The sequence below is a fragment of the Kitasatospora sp. GP82 genome (assembly GCF_029892105.1).
Lineage (GTDB): Bacteria > Actinomycetota > Actinomycetes > Streptomycetales > Streptomycetaceae > Kitasatospora.
This window is the reverse complement of record NZ_JARZAJ010000004.1, coordinates 185,851-200,743: the sequence shown is the minus strand read 5'-3', so window position 1 is coordinate 200,743 and position 14,893 is coordinate 185,851. Positions and strand designations below refer to the sequence as shown.

The following is a 14,893-nucleotide window of genomic DNA, read 5'->3' as shown; positions in this document are numbered from 1 at the left end:
GTCGCCCAAAGTTTCGTAGGTGCGTGCGAGGTTCCCTTGGAGGTTCCTCCAAGCGTGCGGAGCGTTCTGGTGGCCTGAGCCTGAGCCGGTGTGCGCGGGCGGACCATGGCCGTACGACGGCCGATCCTCCGCCCAGCTGAGAGCTACGCGCCCGGAAACCCCTCACCGGGTGCGGATTCAGATCGACGGCCCGCCACGGAAGGTCCCCCTCACATGTCTTATAACGCCGCAGGCGTACCCGAGAAGTTCGCCATGCTCGGGCTCACGTACGACGACGTCCTGCTGCTGCCCGGGGCTTCCGAGGTGCTGCCGAACGAGGTGGACACGTCCTCGCGGATCTCCCGCAACGTCCGGGTCAACATCCCGCTGCTCTCGGCGGCCATGGACAAGGTCACCGAGTCCCGGATGGCCATCGCGATGGCCCGCCAGGGCGGCGTCGGCGTGCTGCACCGCAACCTGTCCATCGAGGACCAGGTCAACCAGGTCGACCTGGTCAAGCGCTCCGAGTCCGGCATGGTCGCCGACCCGATCACCGTCGGCCCCGAGGCCACGCTGGCCGAGGCCGATGCGCTCTGTGCCAAGTTCCGGATCAGCGGTGTTCCGGTCGCCGACCCCGAGGGCAAGCTGCTCGGCATCGTCACCAACCGCGACATGGCCTTCGAGTCGGACCGCAGCCGCCAGGTCCGCGAGATCATGACCCCGATGCCGCTGATCACCGGCAAGGTCGGCATCTCCGGCGACGAGGCCATCGGCCTGCTGCGCCGTCACAAGATCGAGAAGCTGCCGCTGGTCGATGACGAGGGCCGGATCAAGGGCCTGATCACCGTCAAGGACTTCGTCAAGGCCGAGCAGTACCCGAACGCGGCCAAGGACGCCGAGGGCCGTCTGCTGGTCGGTGCCGCCGTCGGCGCCTCCGCAGAGGCCTTCGACCGCGCCCAGGCCCTGGTCGGTGCGGGCGTCGACTTCCTGGTCGTGGACACCTCGCACGGCCACAGCCACAACGCGCTCGCCTGGATCGCCAAGATCAAGGCGGCCGTCGGCGTCGATGTCATCGGCGGCAACGTCGCCACCCGGGACGGTGCCCAGGCGCTGATCGACGCGGGCGTGGACGGCGTCAAGGTCGGTGTCGGCCCGGGCTCCATCTGCACCACCCGCGTGGTTGCCGGTATCGGCGTCCCGCAGGTCACCGCCATCTACGAGGCCTCGCTGGCCTGCCAGGCGGCCGGGGTGCCGGTGATCGGCGACGGCGGCCTGCAGTACTCCGGCGACATCGGCAAGGCGCTGTGCGCCGGTGCGGACACCGTGATGCTCGGCTCGCTGCTGGCCGGCTGCGAGGAGTCGCCGGGTGAGCTGATGTTCATCAACGGCAAGCAGTTCAAGTCGTACCGCGGCATGGGGTCGCTGGGTGCCATGCAGTCGCGCGGCCAGGGTCGCTCGTACTCCAAGGACCGGTACTTCCAGGCCGAGGTGGCCTCGGACGACAAGCTCGTGCCCGAGGGCATCGAGGGCCAGGTGCCGTACCGGGGTCCGCTGGGTGCGGTGCTGCACCAGCTGGTCGGTGGTCTGCGGCAGACCATGGGCTACGTCGGCGCCGGCACCATCGAGGAGATGCAGACCAAGGGGCGGTTCGTCCGGATCACCTCGGCGGGGCTGAAGGAGAGCCACCCGCACGACATCCAGATGACCGTCGAGGCGCCGAACTACACCACCCGGTGACGGTGCGCTGAGCGATGGGGCCCGCTGCCGTCCGAGGACGGTGGCGGGCCCTTTCCCGCTCTCGGGTGCCCCCCTATGGGCCGACCGATCCCGTCCGCTGAACGGTTCTGTGCAGTTCTCCACGCCGATGGGGGGCTCCCGATGGGTCGCTCGGGCGCCGGGGTGTGCGGGTGCGGGATACTGGGGGCGGCCGGGGTGACCCGGTCGGTACGAGCATTACGCAGCAGAAGGGCTCGAAGTGACTGAGATCGAGATCGGGCGAGGCAAGCGCGGCCGCCGGGCATACTCCTTCGACGACATCGCCGTCGTCCCCAGCCGTCGCACCCGGGACCCGAAGGAGGTCTCGATCGCCTGGCAGATCGACGCCTACCGCTTCGAGCTGCCGTTCCTGGCGGCCCCGATGGACAGCGTGGTCTCGCCGGCCCAGGCCATTGCCATCGGCCAGCTCGGCGGCCTCGGCGTGCTGAACCTGGAGGGTCTGTGGACCCGCTACGAGGACCCGCAGCCGCTGCTGGACGAGATCGCCGCCATCAAGGACGAGGCCGCCGCGACCCGCCGCCTGCAGGAGATCTACGCGGCCCCGATCCAGGCCGACCTGATCGGCAAGCGGATCAAGGAGGTGCGCGAGTCCGGTGTGGTGACCGCCGCCGCGCTCTCGCCGCAGCGCACCGCCGAGTTCTCCAAGGCCGTCGTGGACGCCGGTGTGGACGTCTTCGTGATCCGTGGCACCACGGTCTCCGCCGAGCACGTCTCGGGAGCCGCAGAGCCGCTGAACCTGAAGCAGTTCATCTACGAGCTGGACGTCCCGGTCATCGTCGGCGGCTGCGCCACGTACACCGCCGCGCTGCACCTGATGCGGACCGGCGCGGCCGGTGTGCTGGTCGGCTTCGGCGGCGGCGCCGCGCACACAACCCGCAATGTGCTGGGCATCCAGGTTCCGATGGCGACCGCCGTGGCCGACGTGGCCGCCGCCCGCCGCGACTACATGGACGAGTCCGGTGGCCGCTATGTGCACGTCATCGCGGACGGCGGTGTCGGCTACAGCGGTGACATCGCCAAGGCCGTCGCCTGCGGTGCGGACGCGGTGATGATCGGTGCCGCGCTGGCCCGTGCCACCGACGCCCCGGGCAAGGGCTTCCACTGGGGCATGGAGGCCGTCCACGACGAGCTGCCGCGCGGAAAGCGGGTGGACCTGGGCACGGTCGGCACCACCCAGGAGATCCTCACGGGTCCGTCGCACACCCCCGACGGCACCATGAACCTCTTCGGTGCGCTGCGCCGCGCGATGGCCACCACCGGCTACTCGGAGCTCAAGGAGTTCCAGCGGGTCGAGGTCACCGTCAACCCGGCGCTCAACCACCGTTAGGCGCCGTCACCGCTGACGGACCGTACTCGACATCAGGGCCCCCTCCTCGGCGGGGGCCCTGATGCGTTTGGCGCCGGAGGCGGGTGTGCGCAGGGTGGTGTCCCTCCGGGGAGATTCGGTGAACGGTCGAAGGTGCCGGTGAGGACAACGGGCGCTCGGGCGGTCATTTCTGATGGCGGATCGGATACGGACCATCGCTCTCCCGGCCGGAACCCGACGGCGAACCCCGGGGCGGGTGGTGGGACGCCGCCAGGACAGGGGATGATGGAGGCTTGGCGTTCGGAGCCCCGCCGCCGGGTGCAGTCCACGGCCCCGGCCGGTCTGTCCACGGCCTCCGCCGACGCGCCGTCATCCCGAACGCCGCCGCACATGGGGGAAGAGGCACCAATGACCCAGCCGCAGGGTTCCACCGGACGTCTCCTCGCCGGCCGTTACCGGCTGAACGAGGTGCTCGGCCGGGGCGGGATGGGGACCGTGTGGCGGGCCGAGGACGAGCTGCTCGGCCGGATCGTCGCGGTCAAGGAACTGCGTATGCAGGGCGGCACGGACGAGGACGAGAAGCACCGTCTGATCGTCCGTACGCTGCGCGAGGCCAAGGCGACCGCGCGGATCCGGCACACCGCCGCCGTCACCGTCTTCGACGTGGTCGAGGAGGACGAGCGGCCGTGGATCGTGATGGAGCTGGTCGAGTCGCGCTCGCTGGCCGAGGTCATCAAGGAGGAAGGCACGCTGAGCCCCGGCCGGGCCGCCGAGATCGCGCTCGACGTGCTGGGCGTGCTGGGCGCCGCCCACAGCCAGGGCATCCTGCACCGGGACGTCAAGCCGTCGAACGTCCTGATCGGCGAGGACGGCCGGGTGGTGCTCACCGACTTCGGTATCGCCAGCGTCGAGGGCGACGCCTCGATCACCTCCACCGGCATGCTGGTCGGCGCACCCTCGTACATCTCGCCGGAGCGGGCGCGCGGGCAGAAGCCGGGACCGCCCGCCGACCTCTGGTCGCTCGGCGGCACGCTGTACGCGATGGTCGAGGGCCGTCCGCCGTACGACCGGGGGTCGGCGCTGGCCACGCTCACCGCCGTGATGACCGAGACCCTGCCCGTGCCCGAGAAGGCCGGGCCGCTTCAACCCGTCATCGAGGGCCTGCTGGAGAAGGATCCGGCCCGGCGACTGGACGCCTCCACCACCCGCTCGATGCTCAAGCGCATCGTCGCCCAGGAGACCAGCAAGGCGGAGGCCACCACCCAGCAGGCCGTACCGCCTCCCGTCGTTGACGCGCCGTCGGTCGAACCGAAGAAGCCCGGCAAGCCGGAGAAGGCCGAGGAGACCGGCAAGGCCGCCCAGGCGGTCGAGGCCGAGGGCGTCAAGGGCCCGGAGGGTGCGAAGACCGAGGGTTCCAAGCGCAGGGTGAGCGGACTGCTGGGGACGGTACGCGTCGGCAGCAGGTCGGCCGAGCCGCCCGCTGCGGCGTCCATACCCGGGCCCGCGCCCGCCCCGGTTGCCGCGCCCGCGCCCGCGCCGATACCGGTGCCGCCGTCCGCAGCGCCGCCCGGCGAGCGCGGCTTCGCCCAGCGGCCCGCGGTGCTCGCCGGGGCCGCGCTGGTGGTCGTCCTGCTGGTGGTGGCCGTGTTGTTCGTGCTGCTGCGTGACAAGGCCGACGGCGCCCAGAGCGCCAAGTCCTCGGCCGGCGTGGCCGCGTCGGCCCTGTCACCCTCGCCGTCGGCCTCGAAGGCCGCTGCCGCGCCGCCCGCCACCACCCCCGGTGCTGCGAGCCAGAGTGCCGCCGTCTCGCCGAGTACCCGGCCGCCGGCGAGCAACCCGCCCGCCACACCGGTGAACAGCGCCGCCGCCCCCGGCACGGACATGCCGGCGGGCTTCCACCGGTACACGGATCCGTCGGGCTTCTCGATCGTCATCCCCGACTGGCTGGAGAACCAGGGGGTCGACTCCAGCGGCCGCACGTTCGAGGGGAACGGCGCGAAACTGGTCGTCGCGTGGACCGACGAACCCGGCAAGAGCGCTCTCGGCGCCTGGCAGGAGGAGGAGAAGTCGGCGTCGGGCGGCTGGAACAACTACCAGCCCATCCAGATGAAGCAGATCACCTACCGGCAGTGGAGCAACGCGGCCGACTGGGAGTGGACGTTCGGCAGCAAGACCACGCTGCACTCGCTCAACCGGGGCTTCGTCACCGGCAAGTACGGCTACGCCCTCTACTGGACCATCCCGGACGAGGCCTGGAACGCACCCGCCAACGCCCAGGCCCGTGAGATCGGCTTCAGCAGCTTCCAGCCCGCGTCCTGAAAGCGGCCGCCGTGGCCCGGATCTGCTCGGCGAAGCTCCCGGCCTCGACCACGTCCTCCGAGAGGCTCCGCCAGTAGGCACTCACCGGAGTCAGTTGCACTGTCCAGGGGCGCGCCGGCCATCGTGACGGCCTTGAGCAGCTCGCCGTTCAGCCGGGTCTTCGCCGTCGTGCCGGTGACCGCGTCCGGTGCAACCGGGAGCGGAGGCATGCCGTCCTTGAGGAAGAGCAGGCGGCGGTGGTCAGGACGAGGGCGCCCCGGCGGAATCGGATCGGTCCGGTCCATGGGCCGATCCTGCCCATCGGGCCACGTACCCTGACGGGACTGGCAGTCCGACCGAGTTGAGGAACGCGCATGCGAGCGGCCCCCGGCCAAGTGGTGGCCGGACGGTACCGGTTGACGGACCGTCCGGAGGGTCGCGGTCTGCTCGCGCTGGACCTGCAGACCGGCGACCAGGTGCTGGTGCACGCCCTTGACCTGCCGGAACTGCTGATACCCGGCCGGTTCTCGGTCGAGCCCGACCCTGCGTTCGGCGGGCGGATCGCCCGGCTGGTGGCGGCTTCGGTCGAGGGCGCACCGGCCCATCCGAGGCTCCTCCTCGGGGTCGAGGCCGTCGCCGAGGAGGAACTGCTCTGGGTGGCCGAGGAACGTCCGGCGGGCCTGTCGCTCGCCGAACTGACGGAGTCGGGTCCGCTCCCGCCGTACCGGGCGGCGGAGATCGCCGCCGACCTGGCGGGGGCGCTGCACACGCTGCACCGGGCCGGTCTGGCGCACGGAAACGTAACTGCGGACACCGTGGTGGTCTGCGAGGACGGCGCCGCGCTGCTGGGCGGCCTGCTGCTGGGTGCGGCCGAGGAGGAGCTCTGCGCGGCCCTGGGCGGCCCCGAGGACGGCTCGCCGGGTCTGCTCCAGGCCCGGCGCATCCTGGAGGCCAGATCGGCCCTGCTGGGCCCGCGCGCCGAGCGCTGGGCCCTGGAGACGGGCCCCGCCGGGGACTGCTGGGCGCTGGGCGTCCTGCTGTACCGGTTGCTCACCGGCCGCGCGCCGTACCCGGAGAACGACCTGCCGACTCTGCTGGCCGCCGTCCGTACCGGGCGGCCCGAACCGGCCGACGGCTGCGGGCCGCTGCGCCCGCTGGTCGAGCGGCTGCTGCTGCCCGACCCGGCCGCTCGGGCCGGGGCGGCACAGGTCCGGCGGGAGCTGGCCGAGCTGCTCGCCGGGGCCCCGGACCCGTACGGGCCGCAGGCCCGCGCCGACCGGGCTGCCGTCCCGCAGGGGCTGCCGGTGCGGCGGCCGGAGGGGCCGTTGGTCCGCTATGCGGGCGGGTCGTCGGTGTGGCGGCACAGGCCTGGCGCGGCAGAGCCGCAAGGGCGGGGGGTCGGGCGGCGGTCGGTGGTGCCGCCCGCGCTGCTGGGTCCGCTGCTGGTCGGCGGGGTGCTGGTGCTGCTGGTGGCAGCCCTGGTGCTGGTCGTGTCGCTGGCGGGTTGAGCGGCCCGTGCGTTCCGGCTGCTTCCGAGTAGCAGCCGTCTGCCGCCGGGTAGTTGGGCGTCCGACGGGATCAACGCGACGTAAGGCCAAGGTCACAGCGTGGTCACCTGGGCGGGGTGAGATTCCGGGACCGGCCCGGGGCGCCTAACCTGTGCATGGAAGTTGTCCTATCGGTGAGTCAACGGTGCACCGGAACCACCTCCGTCAGGGTGACGGTGGGCTGATGAGGGGGAACGGTCGCCATGGGCGTGCAGGACCAGTCGGCGCAGGCCAGAGACGCGCAGCGAGTGCTGGTCGGGCGCTACACCCTGGGCGATCGGCTCGGCCGCGGTGGGATGGGCACGGTATGGCGGGCCCGGGACGAGATGCTGGACCGCGAGGTGGCGGTCAAGGAGCTGACGGTCAACCACCTCCCGGAGGAGGAGTTGGAGATCCTCCAGTCCCGGATGAAGCGCGAGGCCAGGGCCGCCGCGCGGATCAAGCACCCGGGCGTGATCACCATCCATGACGTGGTGGAGCAGGACGGCCGCCCGTGGATCGTGATGGAGCTGATCGACGGCCGCTCGCTGGCCGATGTGATCAGCCAGGACGGCACCCTGCTGCCCCGGGAGGCCGCCGAGGTCGGCGTGCAGGTGCTCGCCGCCCTGCACCGGGGCCATCAGCTGGGCGTACTGCACCGGGATGTGAAGCCCGCCAACGTGCTGCTGGAGCACAACACCGGACGGGTCGTACTGCTGGACTTCGGCATCGCCACCTTCGAGGGCTCCACCGAGCTGACCCGCCCCGGCGACCTGGTCGGCTCGCCGGACTACCTCGCGCCCGAGCGCGCCCAGGGCGAGCGCCCGGGGCCGGCCTCCGACCTGTGGGGGCTCGGCGCGACGCTGTACGCGGCGGTGGAGGGCGAGTCGCCGTTCCGCCGCACCTCCCCGATCACCACGCTGGCGGCGGTGGTCGGCGATCCGCTGCCGGAGCCGCGCCGGGCCGGGGCGCTCGGTCCTGTCCTCGCCGCGCTGATGGCCAAGGATCCGGCGGAACGGCCGGGCGCGGACGAGGCGCTGCGGATGCTGACCGAGGTGACGGCCGGGCACACCCTCGACATCAAGCCGGTGCCGAAGGTCGCGCAGAAGATGCCGACCCAGAGCGTGCCGGTGGTGGACCGCTCGGAGGCGGCGGAACCGGCTGCCGAGGAGGCCGGGCAGGCACAGTCGGCCCGGCTCACCCGGCCGACCGTCGCTGCCGCCGAGCCGGTGCCCGCGCCCGCTCAGGCGCCCGCTCAGGCCGAGCCGCCCGCCACGGTGAAGCCCGAGCGCCGCAAGGGCCTGCGGATCGCGGTGGCCCTGGTGGTCGCCGTCGTGCTGGCCGGCGGTGCCGCGTACGCGGCACCCAAGCTGCTGCACCACAACCCGACCGCGCAGGACGCGGGCCCCGCCGTGAGCATCTCCGAGGCCCCTGCCCCGGGACCGGCGCCGACCGGCTACACCTGGGTCGACGACCCGGCGGGCTTCCGCTTCCCGGTGCCGAACGACGGCACGCCGTGGGTGCGCACGACGGACAGCCTCGGCCAGATCCTGTACAGCCCGGACGGCCGGATCCACTTCCTGCAGTTCGCGGTCACGGTCGGACAGTCGCTGACGCCGCGTGAGCACTTCCTCCAGATGGAGGGCGGCATCACCAAGACGCTGAGCAACTACCACCGGGAGAACCTGAGCGACACCAAGGTGAACGGGCACGAGGCCGCCTCCTGGGAGTTCACCTTCGTCGCGACGGACGGCTCGCGGCGGCACGCCAAGGAGGTGGAGTTCCGGGACGACAACGGCACGTCGTACGGCCTCTACGTCTCCGCCCCGGACAAGGACTGGATCACCGCGCAGCGGCGGCTCACCACGGTGCTCAACAACTTCACCCCGATGCGCTGACGGTCCGGCGAAATCGCGTGTTACCGACGGGTACCGCACCGGCGGCCGAGCGCCTAGGCTGCGCCCATGACGGACATCACGGCAGACGGTCAGGCCCCTGTCCGGGGCGAGTCGCGCAACCCGGCCGCCGGTGGCGGCGCCCGTACGGTCGCCTCGGCCATCCCGGTCTCGCTGGTCGACCGGCTCGCCAGGGGTGTCACCGCGACCGGCGAACCGGTCCTGGTGCACACCGCCGCCCCGCTCACCGGCGAGCGGCTCGCCACCCTGCCGCAGTCCGCCCCGGCGGATGTCGAGGTGGCGTACCAGCTGGCCCGCCGCGCGCAGCGCAGCTGGGCCGCGCTGCCCGTCCGACGCCGTGCCGCCGTCCTGCTGCGCTTCCACGACCTGCTGCTCAAGCGGCAGGACGAGGTGCTCGACCTGATCCAGGCCGAGACCGGAAAGGCCCGGCTGCACGCCTTCGACGAGGTGCTGGCCGTCGCGATGGCGGCCCGGCACTACGGCCGCAAGGCGCCCGCCTACCTGCGCGACCGCCGCCGCCCGGGCGCCGTCCCCGCACTCACCCACGCCGTGGAGTCCCGCCGCCCCAAGGGCGTGATCGGCCAGATCTCCCCGTGGAACTACCCGCTGGAGCTCTCCGTCGGCGACGCGCTGCCCGCCTTCGTCGCCGGGAACGCCGTGGTCAACAAGCCCGACACGCAGACCGCGCTCACCGCGCTGTGGGCCCGCGAGCTGCTGGTCGAGGCCGGGCTGCCGGCCGACCTCTGGCAGATCGTGATCGGCGACGGGCCGGTCGTGGGACCCGCCGTGATCGAGCACGCCGACTACGTCTCCTTCACCGGCTCCACCAACACCGGCCGCCAGGTCGCCCGGCAGGCCGCCGCCCGGCTGGTCGGCGCCTCGCTCGAACTCGGCGGCAAGAACGCCATGCTGGTGCTCGCCGACGCCGACCTCGACCGCGCCGCAGAGGGCGCGGTGCGGGCCTGCTTCGCCTCCGCCGGGCAGCTCTGCATATCCATCGAGCGGCTCTTCGTGCACCGCTCGGTGGCCGAGGACTTCCTGGCCCGGTTCGTCGCCCGCACCGCGGCGCTGCGCCTCGGCGGCGGCCTGGCGTACGGGGCGGACATGGGCTCGCTGGTCTCCGAGCGCCAGCTGGAGACCGTCACCCGGCATGTCGAGGAGGCCGCCAAGGCCGGGGCCATCGTCCTCACAGGTGGCCGCCCCCGCCCCGACCTCGGCCCGCTCTTCTACGAGCCGACCATCCTCGACGGCGTCACTCCCGAGATGGCGGTCTGCGCCGAGGAGACCTTCGGCCCGGTCGTCTCGATCTACCGCTTCGACGGCGAGGACGAGGCCGTCGCCGCCGCCAACGCCACCCCGTACGGCCTCAACTCCAGTGTCTGGACCAGGGATTCGCGCCGAGGGCGCGCCGTCGCGGCCCGGCTGCACACCGGCACGGTCAATGTCAACGAGGCGTATGCGGCGGCGTACGGCTCGGTCGCCTCCCCGATGGGCGGTATGGGCGACTCCGGGCTCGGCCGCCGGCACGGCGCCGAGGGCATCCTGCGCTACACCGAGGCGCAGACCATAGCCACCCAGCGGCTGATGCCGCTCGCACCCTCCTTCGGCCTGGATGACGAGCGCTTCGCCGCGCTGTTCACCACCGGCCTCAGGGCGATGAAGGCACTGCGGCTCAAGTAGGCGGCTGGCGTCGCCAATTCTGTTACCCGGCAGGTTACTTCGAAGGAGCAGTGACATGGCGTCCGGCGGCATGGTCCAGGGCGGCGGGCCCGACTACGACGTGGTCGTGATCGGCTCGGGCTTCGGTGGTTCGGTCGCGGCGCTGCGGCTGACCGAGAAGGGCTACCGGGTCGCCGTCCTGGAGGCCGGGCGGCGCTTCGGTCCCGACGAGCTGCCCAAGACCTCCTGGGACACCAGGAACTACCTGTGGGCGCCCGCACTCGGTCTGTACGGCATCCAGCGGATCCACCTGCTGGCCAATGTCCTGGTGCTCGGCGGCGCGGGGGTGGGCGGCGGCTCGCTCAACTACGCCAACACCCTGTACGTCCCGCCGAAGCCCTTCTTCGAGGACCGCCAGTGGCGGCACATCACCGACTGGCAGGAGGAGCTCGCCCCCTTCTACGACCAGGCGCAGCGGATGCTCGGGGTGCGCACCAACCCGACCGTGACCCCCTCCGACGTCCATCTCAAGGCCGCCGCCGAGAAGATGGGCGTCGCGGACACCTTCCACCTCGCCCCCGTCGGCGTCTTCTTCGGCGACGGCCGTGACTCCGACGGCACCGCCAAGGCCGCGCCGGGCGCCGAGGCGGAGGACCCGTACTTCGGCGGGGCGGGCCCGCGCCGCAAGGCGTGCATCGAGTGCGGCGAGTGCATGACCGGCTGCCGCCACGGCGCCAAGAACACGCTCACCGAGAACTACCTCTTCCTGGCCGAACGCAACGGAGCCGAGATCCACCCGCTCACCACGGTGGAGCGGATCCGGCAGGCGGGGGAGTACTTCGCCGTGGACGTGCGGCGTACCAACTCCCGCTCCAGGGACCGGATCAAGGCCGGAGCCCGGACGGTGACCGCCGCCCGGGTGGTGGTCGCCGCCGGGACGTACGGTACCCAGACCCTGCTGCACCGGATGCGCGACCGGGGCCACCTGCCCGCGATCTCGTCCCGGCTCGGCGAGCTCACCCGTACCAACTCCGAAGCGCTGGTGGGGGCTTCGACCACCGACCGGCGGTACGGCTCCCGGGTGGACTTCACCAGGGGCGTGGCCATCACCTCGTCGATCCACCCGGACGAGAACACCCATATCGAGCCCGTCCGCTACGGCAGGGGATCGAACGCGATGGGCGCGCTGAGCGTCCAGCAGGTGCCCGGCGCCGGGCGCGGCCCGCGCTGGCTGCGCTACGCGGCCACGGCGGTCAGGCACCCGCTGATCTTCGCGCAGTCGATGAACCAGCACCGCTGGTCCGAGAAGATCATCATCGGCCTGGTGATGCAGTCGCTCGACAACTCGCTGACCGTCTCGCTGAAGAAGACCGGCCCCGGCAAGGGCAGGCTGACCTCCCGGCAGGGCCACGGCACCCCCAATCCGACCTGGATCCCCGCCGCGGAGGAGGGCGCCAGGGCCCTGGCCGAGTCGATCAACGGCTTTCCCGGCGGCACCATCGGCGAGATCTTCGACATCCCGATGACCGCCCACTTCATCGGCGGCTGCCCGATCGCCGACGGCCCCGAGCGCGGCGTCGTCGACCCCTACCAGCGGCTCTACGGCTATCCCGGAATCAGCGTGGTGGACGGCTCCGCGATCTCCGCCAACCTCGGCGTCAACCCCTCGCTGACCATCACGGCCCAGGCCGAGCGGGCCATGTCGATGTGGCCGAACAAGGGCGAGGCCGACCCCAGGCCCGCCCAGGGCGAGGCGTACCGGAAGGTCGCCGCCGTCACCCCGAAGCAGCCCGCCGTACCGGCCGGGGCCTTCGGTGAGCTGCGGCTGCCACTGCTGGCGGTGCCGAAGGTACCCGCGCGAGGCTCCGCGCCGAGCCCCGGCGAGTAAGACCCTCCGGCAATTGGGGGGTGGGTGAAGGAGCGGCGTTGGGGTGCGTGCATCGCAAGGCGGACGGGTCGAAGCAGCGATGGACAGGGCAAAGGGCCCCGTGGGGGAACGGGGCCCTTTGTCGCTCAGCACTCGGCGTCAGGGCGGCACCGGTGCTGGGGCGACGGCGCCGGGGGAGGAGCGCCGTCTCTTCGGATGGCTCTGGGATCGGCGCACCCTCACGGAGCGTGAGATGAAAGCCGTTTTCTCCGGCGGCCCGAGCGGCTGCCCGGACAGGTGCTCGGGCCGCCCCGGAGTCGAATCGGGTCGCTCTGCGGAGGTGTGGCCAACCCCCGCAGTCAGCATCGTGCTGGACGGGAGCCTTACTGTGCAACCGATTCGACGCAGTTCGGCACAGTCCAATTTCCGGTGGCCCCGCCTGCCGTACCCTGTGCGCCGCAATCCGGCTCGGTCCCGACGCCGTCCGGGGGACGGATGGTGGTGACTACGGTCCGTAGTAGTGGTGGCCGTGGGTGTGTGCCGGGGTGGTCGGCCGTGGGCGGGGGCGACCGGGCGGTGCGGCGGCCGGGGCCGGGCGTCCCGGGCTCCGGCCGCCGCACCTCCATTGGTCAGTCGTGACCGGCGGCTGTCCCCTGCCGTCCGGCCACTGCACCCGAGCACGGTCCCACGGCGGGCCGCGCCCGGTACGGCCGGGGGCGGCAGCGCCACGTGCACGGGTGGACTGAGATGAGATCCACGCGTGGTTCGGTGGCCGTACCGGGCGGCCCGAACCTGGGGGGTGCGAGGCGCTCGTACGGTCGTCCGGTGCAACGATTCGGCGCCTGGAGAGGTCACGGTGCGGCCTCCTGGCAACTGGGTGAAACCACAGTCTTCGTGCCGCCCGGTAGACTCAGGGGCAGACACCCCCACACCGCTGCCGGAAGGCCGTCCGTGTCCTCTGCTATTCCCGACAAGTCCGCACACGAGCTCGACACCGTCCTGGTCGTCGACTTCGGTGCCCAGTACGCCCAGCTCATCGCCCGTCGGGTGCGTGAGGCGCGGGTCTACAGCGAGATCGTCCCGAGCACCATGCCGGTCGCCGAGATGCTCGCCAAGAACCCGAAGGCGATCATCCTCTCCGGTGGCCCGTCCTCGGTCTACGAGGAGGGCGCACCGCGGCTGGACCGCGCCATCTTCGAGTCCGGTGTGCCGGTCTTCGGCATGTGCTACGGCTTCCAGCTGATGGCCATCACCCTCGGCGGCACCGTGGACAACTCCGGTGCCCGCGAGTACGGCCGGACCGAGCTTGCCGTCGGCAAGACCGGTTCCACCCTGTTCGAGGGCACCCCCGCCCAGCAGTCCGTCTGGATGTCGCACGGCGACGCCTGCTCGGCCGCTCCCGAGGGCTTCACCGTCACCGGGTCCACCGACGTGTGCCCGGTGGCGGCCTTCGAGAACGACGAGAAGAAGCTGTACGGCGTCCAGTACCACCCCGAGGTGCTGCACTCCGACTACGGTCAGCAGGTGCTGGAGCACTTCCTGTACCGCGGCGCCGGTATCGCCCCGACGTGGACCACCAGCAACGTGGTGGACGAGCAGGTCGCCCTGATCCGCGAGCAGGTCGGCACCAAGCGCGCCATCTGCGGCCTCTCCGGCGGCGTGGACTCGGCCGTGGCGGCCGCCCTCGTCCAGAAGGCCATCGGCTCCCAGCTCACCTGCGTGTACGTGGACCACGGTCTGATGCGCAAGGGCGAGACCGAGCAGGTCGAGAAGGACTTCGTCGCCGCGACCGGCGTCCAGCTGAAGGTCGTCGACGCGCAGGAGCGCTTCCTGAACGCCCTCGCCGGGGTCACCGACCCCGAGGAGAAGCGGAAGATCATCGGCCGCGAGTTCATCCGGGTCTTCGAGCAGGCCCAGGTCGAGATCATCGCCGAGGCCGGCGCGCACGGCGAGCCGGTCGAGTTCCTGGTGCAGGGCACCCTCTACCCGGACGTGGTCGAGTCCGGCGGCGGCACCGGCACCGCGAACATCAAGTCGCACCACAACGTCGGCGGCCTGCCCGAGGACCTCGAGTTCCAGCTGATCGAGCCGCTGCGCAAGCTGTTCAAGGACGAGGTCCGGATGGTCGGCCAGGAGCTCGGCCTGCCGGAGGAGATCGTCCAGCGCCAGCCGTTCCCGGGCCCGGGCCTGGGCATCCGGATCGTCGGCGAGGTCACCAAGGAGCGCCTGGACCTGCTCCGCGAGGCCGACGCCATCGCCCGCGAGGAGCTGACCGCCGCCGGTCTCGACCGCGAGATCTGGCAGTGCCCGGTCGTCCTGCTCGCGGATGTGCGCAGCGTCGGCGTCCAGGGCGACGGCCGCACCTACGGCCACCCGATCGTGCTGCGCCCGGTGTCCTCCGAGGACGCCATGACCGCAGACTGGTCGCGTCTGCCGTACGAGGTGCTGGCCCGGATCTCCACCCGGATCACCAACGAGGTCAGCGATGTGAACCGCGTGGTGCTGGACGTCACCAGCAAGCCGCCGGGCACCATCGAGTGGGAGTAGTCCTCCCTCAGGCCCGGTC

Annotated in this window: 8 protein-coding genes; all 8 read left to right on the top strand. The window is 71.9% G+C overall.

The window, feature by feature from the left end; translation table 11 throughout:
- The first annotated feature begins 213 nt into the window (after positions 1–213).
- Positions 214–1,716 (top strand): IMP dehydrogenase, encoded by a 1,503-nt coding sequence (gene guaB, locus P3T39_RS05770; RefSeq protein WP_280696250.1) that lies wholly within the window; start codon positions 214–216, stop codon positions 1,714–1,716.
- A gap of 238 nt (positions 1,717–1,954) precedes the next feature.
- On the top strand, positions 1,955–3,082 hold the full coding sequence (locus P3T39_RS05765) for a GuaB3 family IMP dehydrogenase-related protein (RefSeq protein ID WP_280696249.1): 1,128 nt from the start codon (positions 1,955–1,957) through the stop codon (positions 3,080–3,082).
- Between the two features lie 387 nt (positions 3,083–3,469).
- Entirely contained in the window at positions 3,470–5,380 is a 1,911-nt protein-coding gene (locus tag P3T39_RS05760; protein ID WP_280696248.1) for a serine/threonine-protein kinase, read from the top strand.
- A gap of 353 nt (positions 5,381–5,733) precedes the next feature.
- Positions 5,734–6,867: a hypothetical protein gene (locus tag P3T39_RS05755; RefSeq protein WP_280696247.1), complete on the top strand. Its 1,134-nt coding sequence runs from the start codon at positions 5,734–5,736 to the stop codon at positions 6,865–6,867.
- A gap of 242 nt (positions 6,868–7,109) precedes the next feature.
- On the top strand, positions 7,110–8,783 hold the full coding sequence (locus P3T39_RS05750) for a serine/threonine-protein kinase (protein WP_280696246.1): 1,674 nt from the start codon (positions 7,110–7,112) through the stop codon (positions 8,781–8,783).
- Between the two features lie 66 nt (positions 8,784–8,849).
- Positions 8,850–10,481 carry a succinic semialdehyde dehydrogenase gene (locus tag P3T39_RS05745; RefSeq protein WP_280696245.1) on the top strand — a complete coding sequence of 544 codons (1,632 nt, stop codon included), beginning with the start codon at positions 8,850–8,852 and terminating at the stop codon, positions 10,479–10,481.
- Between the two features lie 55 nt (positions 10,482–10,536).
- Complete coding sequence (locus P3T39_RS05740; RefSeq protein WP_280696244.1) at positions 10,537–12,348, top strand: GMC family oxidoreductase; 1,812 nt, start codon at positions 10,537–10,539, stop codon at positions 12,346–12,348.
- A gap of 930 nt (positions 12,349–13,278) precedes the next feature.
- On the top strand, positions 13,279–14,874 hold the full coding sequence (guaA, locus tag P3T39_RS05735; RefSeq protein WP_280696243.1) for a glutamine-hydrolyzing GMP synthase: 1,596 nt from the start codon (positions 13,279–13,281) through the stop codon (positions 14,872–14,874).
- Positions 14,875–14,893: the final 19 nt, after the last annotated feature.